This window comes from Microbacterium sp. BE35, from assembly GCF_031457705.1.
Taxonomy (GTDB): Bacteria; Actinomycetota; Actinomycetes; order Actinomycetales; family Microbacteriaceae; genus Microbacterium; species Microbacterium trichothecenolyticum.
In genome coordinates, this window is sequence record NZ_JAVDXD010000006.1 from 115,538 (window position 1) to 133,491 (window position 17,954).

17 protein-coding genes are annotated in these 17,954 nt (G+C 70.7%); 7 read left to right on the top strand and 10 right to left on the bottom strand.

What is annotated here, in order from left to right; all coding sequences use genetic code 11:
- Positions 1-5: 5 nt before the first annotated feature.
- Positions 6-650, bottom strand: coding sequence for a 50S ribosomal protein L25/general stress protein Ctc (locus J2Y46_RS18370; protein WP_045299803.1), 645 nt, complete (start codon positions 648-650; stop codon positions 6-8).
- A gap of 281 nt (positions 651-931) precedes the next feature.
- On the opposite strand from J2Y46_RS18370, the gene J2Y46_RS18375 reads away from it, so the two are divergent.
- On the top strand, positions 932-1,054 hold the full coding sequence (locus J2Y46_RS18375; protein ID WP_262927523.1) for a hypothetical protein: 123 nt from the start codon (positions 932-934) through the stop codon (positions 1,052-1,054).
- Here J2Y46_RS18375 and J2Y46_RS18380 read toward each other — a convergent pair.
- Positions 1,039-1,815, bottom strand: coding sequence for a FadR/GntR family transcriptional regulator (locus J2Y46_RS18380; protein ID WP_045299805.1), 777 nt, complete (start codon positions 1,813-1,815; stop codon positions 1,039-1,041). The genes J2Y46_RS18375 and J2Y46_RS18380 overlap by 16 nt on opposite strands.
- Positions 1,816-1,964: 149 nt before the next feature.
- Here J2Y46_RS18380 and J2Y46_RS18385 point away from each other — a divergent pair, with 149 nt between their 5' ends.
- The 3 genes from J2Y46_RS18385 (at position 1,965) to gndA (ending at position 5,525) form a co-directional block, all read left to right on the top strand.
- Positions 1,965-3,365 (top strand): gluconate:H+ symporter, encoded by a 1,401-nt coding sequence (locus tag J2Y46_RS18385; protein WP_310244313.1) that lies wholly within the window; start codon positions 1,965-1,967, stop codon positions 3,363-3,365.
- Positions 3,362-3,898 (top strand): gluconokinase, encoded by a 537-nt coding sequence (locus tag J2Y46_RS18390; protein ID WP_245619599.1) that lies wholly within the window; start codon positions 3,362-3,364, stop codon positions 3,896-3,898. Before J2Y46_RS18385 ends, J2Y46_RS18390 begins: the two co-directional genes overlap by 4 nt.
- Positions 3,899-4,076: 178 nt before the next feature.
- A complete protein-coding gene (gene gndA / locus J2Y46_RS18395) occupies positions 4,077-5,525 on the top strand; it encodes an NADP-dependent phosphogluconate dehydrogenase (RefSeq protein WP_310244318.1) in 1,449 nt (482 codons plus the stop codon).
- A 95-nt stretch (positions 5,526-5,620) separates the two neighbouring features.
- Here gndA and J2Y46_RS18400 read toward each other — a convergent pair whose 3' ends face one another.
- The gene (locus J2Y46_RS18400; RefSeq protein WP_310244320.1) at positions 5,621-6,964 is read right to left on the bottom strand and encodes an FAD-binding oxidoreductase; all 1,344 of its coding nucleotides are present in this window, start codon (positions 6,962-6,964) and stop codon (positions 5,621-5,623) included.
- 99 nt (positions 6,965-7,063) lie between these two features.
- Between J2Y46_RS18400 and J2Y46_RS18405 the strand changes: the two genes are divergently transcribed.
- Positions 7,064-8,053, top strand: coding sequence for an SDR family oxidoreductase (locus tag J2Y46_RS18405; protein WP_310244323.1), 990 nt, complete (start codon positions 7,064-7,066; stop codon positions 8,051-8,053).
- A gap of 18 nt (positions 8,054-8,071) precedes the next feature.
- Here the strand turns inward: J2Y46_RS18405 and J2Y46_RS18410 are convergent, their stop codons facing one another.
- From J2Y46_RS18410 to J2Y46_RS18420, 3 genes are all read right to left on the bottom strand, one after another.
- Positions 8,072-8,797 (bottom strand): ABC transporter ATP-binding protein, encoded by a 726-nt coding sequence (locus J2Y46_RS18410; RefSeq protein WP_045299813.1) that lies wholly within the window; start codon positions 8,795-8,797, stop codon positions 8,072-8,074.
- 64 nt (positions 8,798-8,861) lie between these two features.
- Complete coding sequence (locus J2Y46_RS18415; protein WP_310244708.1) at positions 8,862-10,337, bottom strand: ABC transporter permease; 1,476 nt, start codon at positions 10,335-10,337, stop codon at positions 8,862-8,864.
- Between the two features lie 169 nt (positions 10,338-10,506).
- Positions 10,507-11,799, bottom strand: a complete 1,293-nt coding sequence (locus J2Y46_RS18420; RefSeq protein WP_310244327.1) for a vanadium-dependent haloperoxidase — start codon at positions 11,797-11,799, stop codon at positions 10,507-10,509.
- A gap of 222 nt (positions 11,800-12,021) precedes the next feature.
- Between J2Y46_RS18420 and J2Y46_RS18425 the strand changes: the two genes are divergently transcribed.
- Positions 12,022-12,750, top strand: a complete 729-nt coding sequence (locus J2Y46_RS18425; RefSeq protein ID WP_045299819.1) for a response regulator transcription factor — start codon at positions 12,022-12,024, stop codon at positions 12,748-12,750.
- A gap of 182 nt (positions 12,751-12,932) precedes the next feature.
- Positions 12,933-14,327 carry a sensor histidine kinase gene (locus J2Y46_RS18430; protein ID WP_396653215.1) on the top strand — a complete coding sequence of 465 codons (1,395 nt, stop codon included), beginning with the start codon at positions 12,933-12,935 and terminating at the stop codon, positions 14,325-14,327.
- Between the two features lie 16 nt (positions 14,328-14,343).
- Here J2Y46_RS18430 and J2Y46_RS18435 read toward each other — a convergent pair whose 3' ends face one another.
- From J2Y46_RS18435 to J2Y46_RS18450, 4 genes are read right to left on the bottom strand one after another with little or no spacing between them, the layout of a single operon-like run.
- A complete protein-coding gene (locus tag J2Y46_RS18435; RefSeq protein WP_045299822.1) occupies positions 14,344-15,906 on the bottom strand; it encodes an FAD-dependent oxidoreductase in 1,563 nt (520 codons plus the stop codon).
- A 5-nt stretch (positions 15,907-15,911) separates the two neighbouring features.
- Complete coding sequence (locus J2Y46_RS18440) at positions 15,912-16,466, bottom strand: MOSC domain-containing protein (RefSeq protein ID WP_045299824.1); 555 nt, start codon at positions 16,464-16,466, stop codon at positions 15,912-15,914.
- A complete protein-coding gene (locus J2Y46_RS18445; RefSeq protein ID WP_045299826.1) occupies positions 16,463-17,398 on the bottom strand; it encodes an FAD:protein FMN transferase in 936 nt (311 codons plus the stop codon). Before J2Y46_RS18445 ends, J2Y46_RS18440 begins: the two co-directional genes overlap by 4 nt.
- A gap of 3 nt (positions 17,399-17,401) precedes the next feature.
- Positions 17,402-17,881: an FMN-binding protein gene (locus J2Y46_RS18450; RefSeq protein WP_045299828.1), complete on the bottom strand. Its 480-nt coding sequence runs from the start codon at positions 17,879-17,881 to the stop codon at positions 17,402-17,404.
- Between the last annotated feature and the right edge of the window lie 73 nt (positions 17,882-17,954).

Below are 17,954 nucleotides of genomic sequence, written 5' to 3' on the forward strand. Positions count from 1 at the left end.
TCCGATTACTCGGCGGCGGCCTCCGCGGCCCCCTCCGACGCCTCCGACTGCTCGGCGGCGAGCTCGGCGTCGGCCTCGGCGATCTCCTCCTCGGCCGCGAGCGCAGCCGCGGGGACCGAGATGGCGACGATGAGCAGCTCGGCGTCGGCGATGAGGACCGAGCCCTTCGGCAGCTTCAGGTCGGCCGCGGTGATGTGCGTGCCGTCCTCGAGGCCTTCGACGTCGACCTCGATGTGCTCGGGGATGTGCGTCGCCTCGGCCTGCACGGTGACGGTCGTGTTGTCGAGGTTCGCGATGGTGCCGGGGGCGGACTCGCCCACGACCACGATCGGCACCTCGATCTCGACCTTCTCGCCCTTCTTCACGACGAGGAGGTCGATGTGCTCGATGATCTGGTGCACGGGGTCCTTCTGGACGTCCTTGACCAGCGTGAGCTGCGACTTGCCGTCGAGGTCGAGCTCGAGCACCGCGTTCGCGCGGCGGATGAGCAGCGAGACCTGGTGGCCCGGAAGAGCGACGTGAACGGGGTCGCTGCCGTGACCGTAGATGACGGCAGGGATCTTGCCGGCGGCGCGGAGGCGGCGGGCGAAGCCCTTGCCGAAGCTCTCGCGGAACTCGGCGTGGACCTTGGTGTCGGGCTCGTTCGACATGGGATTCTCCTTGGCGGGCGCGGTGCCCTGTTCTGAGTCGGCACGTGGCCGTTCCGAATCGGCCTGCGCGGTGGCGGGCCCGGGTATTGGGGATGTCTTCGACTCGAACGCACGCGCGTGAGGAAAGCCCGGGGGCCGGCATCACCGCGTCGATCACGGATGCCGCAGCCCGCCGCGATCGACAGGCGCGAGGCATCCCTCGCCGAAGTTCGGACATGAGTCTACCAGCGCCCCCGCTACGATGAGGAACGCACCTGCTTCCCGCTCACACGGAGGACCCTATGGACTACGGCTTCGCAAGCCACGCTCTTCTCTGGCTCATCGGCGCCATGGCCGCCGTGGGCGCTCTCGGCACGGTGCTCGCGTTCTGGAGCCTCGGCCGCCAGGGCTACCGCAAGGACTGACCTCGCCGCCCGGGTCCTGAGCGCTCGCGCTCCTCGGGCACTCCTGCGAGCTCGCCCGCGACGGCTTCGTCCATCGCGGCATCGGATTCGCTGACGATCCGCGACATCGCCTCGAATGCCGCATCCGCCTCGCCGCTCGCGACCGCGAACGCGACGTCGCGATGCCAGCGCACCGCATCGGGGTTCGCCTCGTGCGGCATCAGCGCGTGACGCGTTCGGCCTTCGAGAACCGCCTGCACCACTCCCCCGAGCACCCCGAGCATCGGGTTTCCGGATGCGCTGAGCAGCGTGCGGTGGAACTGCACGTCGGCGTCGAGGTACTCGGCCTCCGCGGCCTGCTGGTCATGACGCGCCATGGCCAGCGCCGCCGCCACGAGTTCCTGGCGCTGCGCATCGGTCGCGTTGGCGGCCGCAAGCCGCGCCGCGACCGGTTCGACCGCGCCGCGGAGTTCGCCCAGTTCGCGCAGCTGACGCGCGCGCCCGGGCCCGTCGAGACGCCACGAGATGATCTCGGGGGCGTAGACGTTCCACTGCTCCACCGGCAGCACCTCGATGCCCGCCTTGCGACGCACCTGGACGAGACCGAGGGATTCGAGGACCCTGACCGCCTCGCGCGCCGCCGATCGGGAGGCGCCCGAGGACTCCGCCAGCTCAGTGGTCAGCAGGCGCGATCCGGCGGGATGCTCGCCGTGCACGATCGCGGCGCCGAGCCGCTCGACGAGGGCGTCGTGAACGGGACTGCCGTGAGGTGTGTCGGCCATGGTCCGATTGTGCCGCACCACGCTCGTTTCGTCCGACATTCGAGCGTCGTGCACTTTTTATGTCGTACATATTGACAGCCACGGACGATCACGTCAGACTAAACAGCAGCCCGGGTCAAAGACCGACCCCGTTTCGATCAAGGACGCTCATGGATCTCTCCGGACTTCTCTCCCTCACCGCCGCCGCGGCCGAAGTGACGCCCGTCGGCCCGCCGTGGCAGCTGCTCACCGCCGCCGTGATCGGCATCGCGATCATCGTTGTGCTGATCACGTGGCTGAAGGTGCACCCCTTCCTCGCCCTGATGATGGGCGCCATCGCCACGGGGATCATCGCCGGATTCGAACCAGGCAAGACGATCGCCAGCTTCACGACGGGCTTCGGCGCGACGATGGGCGGCGTCGGCATCCTGATCGCCCTGGGCGCCATCTACGGCAAGCTCCTGGCCGACTCCGGCGGCGCCGACCGCATCGTCGACACCCTCGTCGCCCGCGCCACGCCCCGCAGCCTCCCCTGGATCATGGGCTTCATCGGTGCCATCATCGGCCTGCCGATGTTCTTCGAGGTCGGCCTCGTCCTTCTCGTGCCGGTCATCATCCTGGTCGCGCGTCGTTCGGGCCTGCCGCTGATGAAGATCGCGATCCCGGCGCTCGCGGGCCTGTCCGCGATGCACGGCCTCGTGCCGCCGCATCCCGGCCCGCTCGCCGCCATCGACATCCTCGGCGCCAACCTCGGCCTCACCCTCGCCCTCGGCGTGCTGATCGCCATCCCCGCGGTGATCGTGGCAGGCCCCTTGTTCTCGGGCCTCGCCGCGCGGTGGGTACGCGTCCCCGTGCCCGATCTGTTCGTCACCGCGGAGGACGAGGGCGAGCAGCAGACGCGGCGCCCCTCGTTCGCCGCCACGCTCGCCAGCATCCTCCTTCCCGTCGTGCTCATGCTCGCCCGCGCGATCGCGGACATCGTCGCGCCGGGCTCGACCGCCCCCGCCAAGGCCGTCGTCGACTTCCTCGGCACGCCCGCCGTCGCGCTCCTCATCGCCGTCATCGTCGGCTTCTTCGTGCTCGGCGGCGGAGCCGGATTCGGCCGCGCCGAGATCGCGAAGTCGGTGGGCTCGTCGCTCGGCCCGATCGCCGGCATCCTGCTCATCGTCGGCGCCGGCGGCGGTTTCAAGCAGGTGCTCGTCGACACCGGCATCGGCGACGTCATCGCGAACCTCATCGCCGAGTCGGGTCTCTCGATCCTCTTCCTCGCGTGGCTCGTGGCCGCCGTCATCCGCGTCGCCACCGGATCCGCCACAGTCGCCACGATCACCGCGGCCGGCATCCTCCAGCCGCTCACCGTGGGCCTCGACCCGGCGATGTCGGCACTGCTGGTGCTCGCGATCGGCTCGGGATCGGTCTTCCTCTCGCACGTCAACGACGCAGGCTTCTGGCTCATCAAGGAGTACTTCGGTCTCAGCATCACGCAGACGCTCAAGAGCTGGACGGTTCTCGAGTGCCTCATCTCGGTCGTCGGACTTGTCGGCGTCCTCGCCGTCAGCGTGTTCGTATGAGCGCCGAAGGGAGAACCCGGATGCTGTCGACCCCGCCGATCCTCGTCCTGATGGGCCCGTCGGGCACCGGCAAGTCGACCGTGGGCGCCATGCTGTCCGGCAGGCTGGGGTGGGCGTTCCAGGAGGGCGACGACCTGCATCCGGCCGCGAACGTCGAGAAGATGCGGCGCGGTCACGCGCTGACGGACGCGGACCGGATCCCGTGGCTCGAGCTCGTCGCAGCGTGGATCGACGAGCGCCGCGCGGCGGGCGAGCCCGGGATCGTCACCTGCTCGGCGCTCAAGCGCAGCTATCGCGACATCCTGCGCCGTGACAACGTCACGTTCGTGAACTTCACCGGAGACGTGGCGGTCGTGCGCGACCGCATGATGCGGCGACAGGGGCACTTCATGCCGCCGGCGCTGCTGGACTCCCAGTTCGCGACGCTCGAGGCGCCTGGGCCCGACGAGCAGGCGATGGACGTCGACATCGCGTTGCCGCCCGAGGACCAGGCAGCGCTCGTCGCGTCGGCGCTGCGGCTCGAAGGTTCATGACGCTCCGGCGGAGACCGACGACGCTCCCGGGCTAGGCTCGTCACGTCAGCCGCGAGCCGCCCCGCCCGAACCCCCACGCTCACAACCGGCCGCCTCGCGGCGTGAGCAGCCGGCCATGTCGTGTAACACGAACAGGTCAGACTTTAGGCTGAATAGCAACGAAGACAGGAGCTCGAGAGTGTCCGAGAATGCAGCGAACATCGGTGTGGTGGGTCTTGCGGTGATGGGGTCGAACCTCGCCCGCAACCTCGCCAGCCGCGAGGGCAACACGGTCGCGGTCTACAACCGCAGCCGGTCGAAGACCGACGAGCTGACCGCGGCGCACCCCGAGGCCGAGTTCGTCCCCGCCTTCTCGTACGAGGAGTTCGCCGCGTCGCTGCAGAAGCCGCGCGCCGCGATCATCATGGTCAAGGCCGGCCGCCCCACCGACGCGGTCATCGACTCTCTGGTCGAGGTGTTCGAGCCCGGCGACATCATCGTCGACGGCGGCAACGCCCTGTTCACCGACACCATCCGCCGCGAGAAGGCGGTCCGCGAGACCGGCATCAACTTCGTCGGCGCCGGCATCTCCGGCGGCGAGGAGGGCGCGCTCAACGGTCCGTCGATCATGCCCGGCGGCTCGGACGAGTCGTGGGTCACCCTCGGCCCGATCCTGAAGTCCATCGCCGCGGTCGCCGAGGGCGAGCCGTGCGTCACGCACGTCGGCCACGACGGCGCCGGCCATTTCGTGAAGATGGTCCACAACGGCATCGAGTACGCCGACATGCAGCTCATCGCCGAGGCGTACGACCTGATCCGCCGCGGCACCGGCAAGAGCCCCGCCGAGATCGCGGACGTCTTCGCCGAGTGGAACCAGGGCGAGCTCGAGTCCTACCTCATCGAGATCACCGCCGAGGTGCTCCGCCAGACAGACGCCGCCACCGGCCAGCCGCTGGTGGACGTCATCCTCGACCAGGCCGGCGCGAAGGGCACCGGCGCCTGGACCGTGCAGACCGCGCTGTCGCTGGGCGTCCCCGTCTCGGGCATCGCCGAGGCCACCTTCGCCCGCTCGCTCTCCTCCCACCCGGAGCAGCGCGAGGTCTCCCGCGACCTGCCCGGCCCCGAGGAGGGCCTGAAGGTCGACGACGCCGACTCGTTCATCGAGGACGTGCGCCTCGCCCTGTACGCGTCGAAGATCGTGGCCTACTCGCAGGGCTTCGACGAGATCCGCGCCGGCGCCGCCGAATACGACTGGACCATCGACCTGGGCGCCGTGTCGAAGATCTGGCGCGCCGGCTGCATCATCCGCGCCCAGTTCCTCAACCGCATCGCCGACGCCTACGCCGCCGAGCCCGAGCTGCCCGTGCTGCTCACCGCGCCGTACTTCGTCGAGGCCCTCGGCCGCGCGCAGGGCGCGTGGCGGCGGATCGTATCGGCCGCCGCAGGCGCCGGCATCCCGGCCCCCGCGTTCTCGTCGTCGCTGTCGTACTACGACGGCCTGCGCGCCGAGCGCCTGCCCGCCGCTCTCATCCAGGGTCAGCGCGACTTCTTCGGCGCCCACACCTACAAGCGCATCGACAAGGACGGCACCTTCCACACCCTGTGGTCGGGCGACCGCACCGAGATCGAAGCCGAAGACACCCACTGACTGACGCCTCGAGCGCGCGTCCGAGGGCGGATCCCCTGCAGGGGATCCGCCCTCGGCGTCTCAGCCCGCGACGGTTCGCTGGGCGCACTAACCGGTCAGCCGGCGTGACCGTTCGGGCCGGGCTTGACGTTGTGGTTGCGGCAGAACACGTTGCCCGGGTCCCATTCGCGCTTGACCGCGGCGAGTCGGGCCATGGTCGCCGGCGGGTACATCCGTTCGGCGAACGCGGCGTCGGTCGAGACGGTGAAGTTGCCGTACACGCCCGAGCCTTTCGCCTCGATCGCATCCCACTCCGCGATGACCTGCGCGCGGGTCGCGTCGTCGAGCATGCCCGGCACGTCGAAGGCGCCGGCCATCGCGAACCACGTCCCGTCGCGGGCGGGGAACGCCGAGTCGTCCTGCGCCACGTCGCCGTACGCACCGCCCAGCGAGCGGAGGAACGCGACGGACGCCGGGTGCTGCTCGCGGAAGGACACGAGCCTCTCGATCGCCTCGTCGTCGAGCACCGGCAACAGGGTGTTGCCGCCGACGAAGCCGGGCATCGGCTGCTCGGGGTCGAACTCGGGGGCCTCGAGCAGCACGTCGGGATACTCCTGCACCCCGAACTCGCGCTCGGTCACTCCGGGCGCCCCCGCCAAGGGCGCGAGCGCGCGACGCGCCGCCTCTTCGTCGGTACCGATCCACACCGCGGTGATCGAGGCGCCCGCGGGTGCGCTCGGGTCCATCGCGGGCACATCCATGTAGGTGACGGTGAGGCCGCGCGGGGCATCGGCCATCAGGTCGCGCAGCACGCGGATGATCGGGCGGGCATCGCCCTCGATGCCGTAGACCGCGTGCACCACCCCGTCGAGAGGGTGCGCCTCGAAGTCGAACCGGGTGACGACACCGAAGTTGCCCCCACCGCCGCGGAGTGCCCACAGCAGCTCGGGGTGGGAGGAGTCCGTCGCCTCGACCACGTCGCCGCGCGCGGTGACCAGCTGCGCGCCCACGAGCTGGTCGGACGCCAGGCCCCAGGCGCGCACCATCCAGCCGATGCCGCCTCCGAGGGTGAGGCCGCCGACCCCGACCGATGCGGTGTCGCCCGAACTGATGCCCAGCCCGCGCTCGGCGAGCGCGTGTGCGACGGAGCCCCACTGCGCTCCCCCGCCGACGCGGACGCGGGTGCCCTCGACCTCGATGTCGTCGAGCGCGGAGATGTCGAGGGTGAGGCCACCCGGCACCCCGCCCCAGGCGCTGTGACCGCCGCCGCGGATCATGATGTCGAGCCGCTCTGCTGTGGCGTAGCGGAGCGCGCCGCGCACGTCGTCGACGGTGGCGGCGCGGATGACGGCGGCGGGTGAGCCGATGCCGGAGTGGAAGCGGCGGGCGGATTCCCATTCGGAATCGCCCGGACGGATGACGGTGCCGACGGAGCCGGCGCTGAGGTCGTCGTTGCTCATGACGGCCAGGCTAGGGGTCGGCGCCGACATCGACCAGTGTTCAGCAGGCTGAGTCCCCGGGGCCGTGGCGCGTGGTCGGACCGGCGTAGGCTCGCGAGGGTGACGAGCATCCTCTACATCGGCGGCACCGGAACCATCAGCGCGGCGTGCGTCCGCCGCTCCGTCGCCCTCGGGCACGACGTCGCGGTCCTGAACCGCGGCGGAGCCCGGCGGCCCCTCCCGCCGGAGGTCGAACTCATCGGGGCCGACATCCGCGACGCCGTGGCCGTCCGCGCCGCGATCGGCGATCGGCGATTCGACGTGGTCGCCGAGTTCCTGGCGTTCTCGCCCGAGCACATCGCGACCGACCTCGACCTGTTCGAGGGGCGCACCGGGCAGTACGTGTTCATCAGCTCGGCCTCCGCGTACGTGAAGCCGCCGCGCCGGCTTCCGGTGACCGAGTCGACGCCCCTGCGCAACCCGTACTGGCAGTACTCGCGCGACAAGATCGCGTGCGAGGACGTGCTGGTCGCCGCCCACCGCGAGCGCGGCCTGCCCGTCACGATCATCCGTCCGTCCCACACCTACGACGAGCGGCTGCTGCCGACCCTCGGCCATTGGACCGACATCGCCCGTATGCGCGAGGGGCGCCCGGTCATCGTGCACGGCGACGGCACGAGTCTGTGGACCATCACGCACAGCGACGACTTCGCGGTCGCGTTCACGGGCCTGCTCGGCAACCCCGCCGCGATCGGCGAGGCGTTCACGATCACCGGCACGCACGCGCCGAGCTGGAACCAGATCTACGGGTGGCTGGCCGATGCGGCGGGCGTGGCGTCCCCCGACCTCGTGCATGTCGCCTCCGACACGATCGCCGCGTTCGAGCCCGAACTCGGGCCCACGCTCATCGGCGACAAGGCGCATTCGATGGTCTTCGACGTGTCGAAGGTGCAGCAGCTCGTCCCCGAGTTCCGCACCACGATCACCTTCGACGAGGGTGCGCGGCGCATCCTCGCCTACTACGACGCGACCCCCGACGCGCAGCAGATCGACGAAGGCCGCGATGCGCTCTTCGATCGCATCGCGGCCTTCGTCCGCTCGGCCGGCTGAGCGCCGATCGGGTCCTGATCAGCGTGTGATGTCGCGCACCGTGCCCTTGTCCAGGCGCAGGCGTCGCCGGGCTCGACGCGCGACGGCCGAGTCGTGGGTCACGACGATGAGGGTGAGCCCCTCGTCGCCCAGCGCCTGGAGCACCGTGAGGATCTCGTCGCGCATGCTCTCGTCGAGGTTGCCCGTCGGCTCGTCAGCGAGGAGCACGCGCGGCCGCTTGACGATCGCCCGTGCGATCGCGACGCGCTGCTGCTGACCGCCGGACAGCTCGCCGGGGCGGTGGTCGGCGCGCTCGGCGAGGCCGACGTGCGCGAGCGCCTCGGTGACCCGGGCGCTGCGCTCGTCCTTCGACAGCCCCAGCGGCTCCAGCGCCATGTCGACGTTCTCGTGAGCAGTGAGTGTGGGGATGAGGTTGAACCCCTGGAACACGAAGCCGATCTCGTGCGCGCGGATGCGGCCGAGCTCGCGGTTGTTCGCGGTCGCGATGTCGATCTCGCCCAGGTGCACCGAGCCGGCGGTCGGGCGATCGAGCGCGCCGAGCAGCTGCAGCAGGGTCGACTTGCCGCCGCCGGTCGGGCCCTGGATCGTGACGAAGTCGCCCGCGTCGATCGTGAGGTCGACGCCCGCGAGCGCCGTCACGACGCGGCCCTTCTGCGTGTAGGTGCGGGTGACGCCTTCGAGGCGGTATAGCGCCTGGGGCGCAGCATCCGCAGCCGCTGCCGGCTCGGTGTCGATCATGGTCATGACGTGCTCTCCCGTCGGTGAGGTGGGTTCGGGTTGGATGGGGATGGAGTCCGACATGGGATGCTCAGCCCACCGATCGCAGGGCTTCGGCGGGGCTGAGCCTGGCCGCGCGCCAGCCGCCGAACGCGCCGGCGACCAGTCCGCCGAGGACCGCGATGCCGACCGCCGCGACGACGACCCACAGGGTGATCGGCGCCGACAGCACGATGTCGGTGCCCGCGGCCTGCATGGTGTTGCCGAACGCACCGCCGCCACCGCCCATCGGGCCTGTCTGACCGCCGTCAGGGCCGAAGCTCTGCGCCGCGGGGGCCGTGGAGATCGTCGGCGAGATGAGGTTGATCAGGGCGATGCCGGCGAAGCCGATGACGAGGCCGATCACACCGCCGATCGCACCCTGGACGACGGACTCCCCTGCGACCTGGCCGACGACGCGGCCGTTCGACCAGCCGATGGCCTTGAGCGTGCCGAACTCGCGCGTGCGGCGCGAAACGCCCGAGATCGTGAAGAGCACGGCGAGCACCAGCGCGACGGCGAGCACGATCAGCGACAGCCAGGTGCCCAGGTTCGTGATGAGGGCCGAGGCGCTCGAGAGCGATCCCGACACCGTCGAGGCGAGGTCCGCCTGCGAGCTCACCGTGGCGTCCGGGAGCTCCTCCTGGAGAGCCGTCTGCACCGACGCGATCGCGTCGGAGGACTCGGCCTGCACGTACACGGTGGACACGACGTCGCCGGCGCCGGCGAGCTCCTGCGCAACGCCCAGCGGGATGTAGACGTCGGACGCGGTGTCGGCCTCGTCCGAGGTCGAGGCGACGATTCCCACGATCTCGAAGTCCTGGCCCCCGACATCGATCGTCTCGCCCACGGCCAGGCCGGCCGTCGACGCGTAGGCCGCATCGAGCACGGCGACGTACTCCCCCTCGTCGGACGACTCGAGACCCCGGCCGTCCGAGACCTCGACCGCCGAGAGCGGACCGACCGCGTCCGCCGACGGGTCGATGCCGAGCACGGTGAACGAGTCGACGCCGAAGGAGCCGCCGCCGAAGCCGCCGCCGCCGTCGCCCTGCTGCGGCGGCTGGCCCTGCGTGCCCGTGCCCGAGTCCGTCGCGTCATCGGGCCGCTGCGGCAGCTCCCCCGAGAACGTCATGTTGGTGAGGCTGAGTGCTGCGGATGCTGCGGACACGCCCTCGACGCCGGTCACGGTGTCGAGGGCCGAGGCGTCGAGCGTCGAACGCATGGGCTCGGTCACGAGCCGGGACTGGCTGAGCTCCGTGGTGCCGTCGTCGGTGGTCGAGCCGCCGTCCTGGCCGAAGTCGAACCGTGCGCCGCCACCCTCGCCGGGCTCCGCCTGGGCGCCGGTCACGGTGAGGTCGGTGCCGACCCCGTACACCGACTCGAGGGCCTGCGCCTGGGCCGCGCTCACCCCGGCGGCGAGGGAGTTCACGATCATCACGAGGGCGATCGCGATCGCGAGGCCGGCGGCCACGATGATCGTCTGCTTCTTGCGGCCGGCCAGCTCCCGCCGCAGATAGGTCACGTACATGGGTCTCCTCTTGGCGGGCGGAATGCCGGCCATCGACGTGACGCTACGAAGCGGCGTGATGCGCACCCTCAGCGCGACCTATGCACCCCTTATGAACGGTGAGACGACAGTCGCGGGACGAGACCCCGGGTTCTCCCAGGGTCTCGTCCCGCGACGGGGTCTCACACGGCTAGTCGTGCGAACGCTGGAAGTGGTGGGCGAGCTCCCAGGACGACACGCGCTTGCTGATCTGGACGCCGTCGTCCACCGCTGAGCGGAAATGAATGCCGCCCCAGACGCGAGCATTGCCGACCTCTTCGGTCAGATCGCGCGGGCGTTCGAACGTGCGATCGCCGAGTCCGGTCAGGCTGGGGACGGTGAAGTCGATCCGCTGCGTTCGGAGGAACTTCGCGACCACCTGCCCGCCCGCTGGCGTGATGCACGAATGCGCGCTCGGATACTCCGGGTGATTGGGCGTCGCAGGCAGCAGCGGTGACCACGACGGATCGCCGACGGTCCGCTGGTTCCCGTCGGTGTCGCCTGCGCGGATCGCGGTGATCGGACGCCAGAACGCGTAGTGGTACTTGGCGTCGAAGCAGGCGATCAGGGCATCCGCGTACGTCACCGAGACCATCGCCATGAATCGTGCGGCGTCCACCACGCCGAGCTGGTGGTCGAGGACGAAGGCGCGGAACGCGCCGCGGGCCTGCTGGACCGGCGGCTCTCCCCAGAACCGGGCGGCGAGTGTCTGATCGGGCGTCCGTGTGGTGCTGGTGCTCGATCCGACCGCCTTCGCCTCCTCGTAGTCGCGAGCCCATTTCCGACTGTCGAGGTCGGGCGGCCCGCCAGGGCGGAACTGGTCAGCGGACTCGAGTCCGAAGGGCTTCATCAGGCCGAGGTACGCGCCGATGGGCGGCGTCGGCGCGGTGGGGAGCCACACACCCGGAACGGGTGGGTCCGGCGGGGCGTAGGTCACCGCAACCCGGAACCCGTCGTCGGCGCGCTGGGCGATGAGCTCGCTCGCCACCTCCGCACCGGTCGCCACCCCGTCGGTCTCGGCCTGCCCGTCGGGAACCGCCACGAGTGCGGCCGTGTAGGCGGGTTCGACGATGGAGGCGGCCTGCCCCGGCAGGTAGTGCAGCAAGATGCCGCGCGCGGCGGCGGCCACGGCCGCCTCCGCCGAGGCGCCACCGGGGGCGTCCATGTCGACCGCGAACGCCTCGTAGCCGCCTTCCACGGCCATCACCGCGTCGTAGACCGCGATGGCCACGTACGCGAAGATCGTGTGCCCCTCCGCCGGCGACAGCCCGGCGGCCGTGAACGCCTGCGTGCCGACGGCGTCCCAGTATGCGATGGATGAATCCGGGGAACTGGTCGCCTCGGATCCGGGGTCGGCGGCCGCCGGTCCGGCGAGCCCGCTGATCGACGATGTCACGAGCACCGGCACGAGGAGCCACGCCGCGTTCGAAGCCTTCGACCTCATTGTCATCTCCTCTGTCTTCGAGCTTGCGCTGGTAGGTGTGCGATCGCCGTTGTGCCACATGCCGGTATCAGCCCGGTACCGGCGGCTGAAGGGACCCGGCAGTTCCTGCGACCGCGAGGGTCCGGCACGGAACCACCGCGGGTCGCCGTCGACCGCTGCACTCACAGCCGGCGCATAGCGGGCTCCATAGGAATCGCATAGGAAGGCCCGCACAATGGACGCATGACCAACCCCGCACCCGCCCTGCTGCGTCCCGACGGCTCGAACCTCCGCGTGCTCGTGGTCGACGACGAGCAGATGCTCACCGACCTGCTGTCGATGGCGCTGCGCATGGAGGGATGGGAGGTGCGCACAGCGGGCTCCGGCTTCGAAGCCCTGCAGTCGGCCCGCGACTTCGAGCCCGACGCGATGGTGCTCGACATCATGATGCCCGACCTCGACGGCATGGCCGTGCTGCAGCGGCTGCGTCAGGCGGGCGACGACGTTCCGGTGCTCTTCCTCACCGCGAAGGACGCCGTCAGCGACCGCGTCGCGGGGCTCACCGCCGGCGGCGACGACTACGTCACGAAGCCGTTCAGCCTCGAGGAGGTCGTGGCACGCCTGCGCGGGCTCATGCGCCGCGCCGGCACCGCGCACGCCGCAGGCGCCGAGCCGATCCTCCGCGTCGGCGACCTCACCCTCAACGAGGACAGCCACGAGGTCGAGCGCGCCGGCACCGAGATCGAGCTCACGGCGACCGAGTTCGAGCTGCTCCGGTACCTCATGCGCAACCAGCGCCGCGTCGTGTCGAAGGCCCAGATCCTCGACCGCGTCTGGAACTACGACTTCGGCGGTCGCTCCAGCGTGGTGGAGCTCTACATCTCGTACCTCCGCAAGAAGATCGACGCGGGACTCGAACCTCTGATCCACACCGTGCGCGGCGTCGGCTACATGATCAAGGCGCCGCAGTGACGGACGAGAGGACTCCCGAACCCACGATGATGGGGGCGACGGATGCCTCGACCGGCGCACGCGCGCAGGCCGAGGCATCTGCTGCACCCGTGGAGGACACCGAAGACGCGCTCCCCCGGCGAGCGCCGTGGACCCTCCAGCGCAAGCTGATCGTCACGGTCGTCGGAATCACGTCGTTCATCATGGTGCTCGTGGCCGTCGCGACGAGCGCGATCCTCGGACAGGTGCTGGAACAGCAGCTCGACGCCGAAGTGAAGGCGGAGCAGCAGAGCGTCAATTACATGAGGCCGCTCCTTGCCAATGGCCTCACCGCGGAGCAGATCCTGGAGGAGCAGCCCCGGCAGCTGGGATACTTCCTCGCAGTGCAGTCACTGCCGGGAGACGCCAGCGCTGCCGTCGTCGACCAGAACGGCGAGGTGGTCGCCCTGACCGATGACCAGATCGCCGAGATCAGCGGAAGCGTTCAGGGGCAACGGGGCCAGCTCGTTGTGACCATCGACGACCTCGGCACCTACCGCATCGAAGGCGTGTCGTTCGGCGGCACCACCATCATCGTCGGCCTGTCCCGCGCCGGGATCACCGAGACCCTCACGCGCATGCTGATCACGATCGGCCTGCTCACCGCGGGCGGCCTGCTGCTTCTCGCCGTCGCGACCGCGTGGACGATCCGCCGGGGCCTCGCGCCCCTGCGCGCGGTCGCCGACACCGCGGCACGCGTGTCGGCGCTGCAGCTCGACCAGGGCGAGGTGTCGATCGCCGAGCGCGTGCCGGTGCGGCAGGCCGATCCGCGCACCGAGGTCGGCCGCGTGGGCGCCGCGCTCAACACTCTGCTCGACCATGTGGACGAGTCCCTGACCGCCCGCCAGCGCAACGAGGAGCGCATGCGCAGCTTCGTCGCCGACGCCAGCCACGAGCTGCGCACGCCTCTGGCGTCGATCCGCGGCTACTCCGAGCTGTCGCTCACCGCACTCAGCCGCGGCCAGAGCACGGCCCTCGAGACGACCGAGGCGTCGCTGGAGCGCATCCAGGCGCAGTCGCTGCGCATGACGTCGCTCGTCGAGGACCTGCTGCTGCTCGCGCGGCTCGACGAGGGCCAGGAGCTCGTGTACGGCACCGTCGACCTGACGCGGCTCGCGATCGACGCCGTCGGGGACGTCACCCCGACCGGACCCGACCACGAGTGGGTGCTCGAGGTGGGCGACGAGCCGGTGCTCATCGCCGGTGACGCCGGGCGGCTGCATCAGGTCGCCGCGAACCTGCTCGCCAACGCCCGCACGCATACGCCGGCCGGCACGACGGTCACCGTGAGCGTCTCCCGCAACGGCAAGGACGCGATCCTCCGCGTGCACGACGACGGCCCCGGCATCGATCCGTCCCTCGAGGACGAGCTGTTCGAACGCTTCTCGCGCGCCGACCGCTCTCGTGCCCGTCAGACCGGCGGCACTGGCCTCGGCCTCTCGATCGCCCGGGCCATCGTGGATGCCCATGGCGGCAGCATCCGTGTCGCGAGCAAGCCCGGCGACACGACCTTCGAGGTCCGACTGCCGGCCCGCCCCGCCGACCCCGTGGCGAACTGACCCGCGAGGGCGCGAGTCAGTAGCCGCTGAAGGCGTCGGTCGTGATCGAGCGGGCCTTCTCGAGCGCGGGGGCGAGCTCGGCGATCAGCCCCGCCGGCCCGGAGATGTACGCGTGGCGCGCGGCGATGTCGGGGACGACGCGCACGAGGCCTTCGGCGTCGAGGCGGACCCCCTGCGCCCACACCCAGTGGGCGGGGAGGTCGGCCGGCCGGTCGCGCGTGAACACCACGACGCGGGCTCCGGATGCCTCGATCTCGTCGCGGTACGCGAGCTCCGACGAATCCGACGCGACGTAGACAAGGACCACATCGCGATCGACCCCGTTCGCCTTGCCCTGGGTGAGCTGCGACACGAACGGCGTGACACCGATGCCGGCCGCCACCATCAGGATCGGTGCCGCATCGCGCTTGGGGAGCAGGAAGTCGCCCCAGACGCCTGTGATGGCGAGCTCGTCGCCCGGCTCCACCAGCGCGAGCGCCTTCTTGTACGAGCTCAGCGGCTTCGTGGTCTTGCCCTCCTTGAAGGCGACCTTCACGAACGGCAGGTCGGCGGGCGCCGACGCGATGCTGAACTCGCGGCGGGTGCCGCGCGCGTCGGGGTGCCGGTGCGGCACCTCGAGCTCCAGGTACTGGCCCGGCAGGAACGCGAGCCGGTCGTGCACCCGGAACGTGAGCTCCTGGACGGTCGGCGTGGGTTCGGCGCGCGCGACCAGTGTGAGCCGCACGGCCGTGCGGACGGCGAACGCGAAGGCCACCAGGTTGCCGACGAGGAGTGCGCGCTCCTGGCCGAGGGTGATGTCGCCGATCGCGATCGGCCACCCGGCGAGCACGCCGACGACACCGGCGACGACGAACTGCTGCCACCGCCGGGGCGGGAGCGTCAGCGGCTCCGACAGCATGAACGCGCCGAGGAAGAGGAACGGCGACGACCACAGCACCGGCCACAGCAGATCGAGCACGTCGATCTCGAGGCCGGCGTCCTGGTACTGCACCGAGGTCCGGATGACGCCGACGGCCACGGCGGTCACGAGGAACACGAGGATGACGCGCACCTTCTCCGTGCGCACGAGCACGGCGAGGCCCAGCAGGATCACGGGTGCGGCGAGCGCGGGCGTGCCCACCCACCACGAAGACGCGCCAAGGTCGGGCCACGCCAGGCTCAGCAGGGTGAGCACGGTCGCGCCGACCGCCGCGGGGTTGAAGACATGCCGGCCGCGCCAGGCGAGGACGTACTTCGACAGCGACGCGACCGCGGCGGCGATCGCGATGCCGACCAGCGGGACGAACTCGTACGTCGGACGCAGCACGAACAGCAGGATGTGCGCCGTGATGAGCGACGATTCGAGGCGCCACGGGAGGTTCAGCACGCGCTGGGCCGCGGCATCCACCCCCACGCACACGGCCGAGAGCACGGCGAGCGTCGCGACCAGCTGCAGCGGGTCGGGACCGACCAGGTCGAAGAACGACAGCAGCAGCGCGACGGCGGCGAGGGCTGCGAGCGCGAAGTAGACGAGGCGGTACATCGACATGCGGCCGAGCACCGCGAAGACGCGGTTCCAGAGAGCGGTCAGCGATCCCATCCGCGTCACACCGGCTGCAGGGGCTCGAAGCGACCCGCGGGCGGGATGACACGGATGCTGTCGCCCGGGCGCACGACGCCGCCTGCGAGCACGACCGACATGACGCCCGCCAGACGCACGGTGGCGCCGCTGTCGTCGATGGAGACCAGTTCTTTCATGAGCCCTTCCGAGAGTCCGTTGATCTGCGCGCAGGGGTTGCGTAGGCCGGTGATCTCGATCACCGCGCCCTCACCCAGCTCGAGCCGCGTGCCGCGCGACAGCCCGAGCAGGTCGACGCCGGCCGTCGTGATGTTCTCGCCGAGAGCACCCGGAGCCACCTCGTGGCCGCGTTCGGCCATGTCATCGAACAGCTCGGCGTGGATGAGGTGCACCTGCCGCAGGTTGGGCGTCGTCGGGTCCCGCCTGATGCGGGAGAGATGCTGCACGGTGATGCCGGCGTGGGAGTCCCCCTCGACGCCGATCCCGGCTATCAGGGTGATGCTCTCGCGTGTCGGCTTGCTGAAGCGATGCGCGTCGTCGCGCGAGACCGCGACGACGTGTCCGGAGGGAGGCTCGGTCACCTTCCCAGGCTATTCGGTCGCGAAACCGGCGCGGTCACGGGTCCGACATCCGGGCGCACGAACAGCTCGGCGCGGCAGCCGGGCGACCACTCGACGCGGCCGTCGGTGGTCATGCGCACCCACTCCACGCCCCACTCATGTGCCAGGCGCGGGCCGCCGTCGAAGAACAGCGACGTCGCGATCGCGTCGGCGGTCATCGCGTCGGCCGCCACCGCCCAGGTCGCCGCGATCGCCCGGACCGGCTGTCCGGTGCGCGCGTCGAGCACGTGGTGCAGGGTCGAGCCCCTCGCGGACGGCCACGCGCGCCGGTTGATCGCCGACGCGCACAGTGCGGCATCCGTCACCTCCCAGACGCCGATCGCGCGACGAGGATCGAACGGATGCTCCAGCCCGATGCGCTGCGGACGCCCCCGTACGACGAGGTCGCCGCCGGCGTCCACGGTGAGGTCTCCGGACTCGGTGAGAATGAGGATCCCGAGCACGAGATCGACGAGGCGTCCCTTGCCGAGCGCGCCGACGTCGACGGTCGCCGGCTCGGTGAGGGCGAGCCGGCCATCCTGCCAGGTCAGACGCTCGCGCCAGTCGAACGGCGCGGCGAGCGGCCCCGCGTCGTCGAACGAGTACTGCGCGTCATAGCCGAGCGCGTCGAGCGAGTCCCCGACGAGCGGGTTCACGGCTCCCCCGGTGGCCTCCGACACGGCAGCGAGGGCATCGAGCATGGGCGCCGCGTCCTCGGGCGAGGGAAGAGATGCCGCACCGCCGGCCAGCGCACTGACGTCGGAGTCGTCGCGGAAACGCGACCACGCCCGGTCGAACGCGTCGATCCGCGTCGTCACCTCGCGCCGCACCTCCTCGGGCAGCGGGCGCTCGGTGACGATCTCCCACGTCGTGCCGATGGCGTCGAAGCGCCATGACGCCGGCACCGCGCTCATGGGCTAGCTCGCCGCTTCGGACTTGATCGTCTCGATCGCCTCGTTGAAGCCGCTGCTGGTGAGGGACGATCCGGCGACGCGGCTGACCTGGATGTCGTCGATGTCCTCCCCCACGACCACGTCGGCGATGCCCCCGATGAACTGGCCCTGGTACTGCTCGGACTCCCGCTTCTGCGGGTCGCCGGTCACCTCGACGGCGGTGATGACGTCGTTCTCGAGGGTCACCGTGACGTTGATCGTCTCGACCGACTCGGGCGTCGCGTACGAGCCGTCCGCCGAGTACGTGCCGTCGGCGTAAGAGCCAGAGGCCGTGCCGGAGTCCGTCGAGCCGGAGTCCGTCGACGACGCCCCGCTGTCGGTCGTCGTGCGTTCCTCGGCCTCGGAAGCTGTCGCCGCGCAGCCCGACAGGAGGGCGATGCCGGCGACGGCGGTGAGGGCCGCGCCGGCGCGGACGGGGCGGGAAGCGAGTGCGGTGCGGATCATGATGGTCCTCCTGGCTCGGGTCGGGCTCGTGGCGTCGACGCGATATCCGCGTCGGATTGGATCCTTTCAAGCC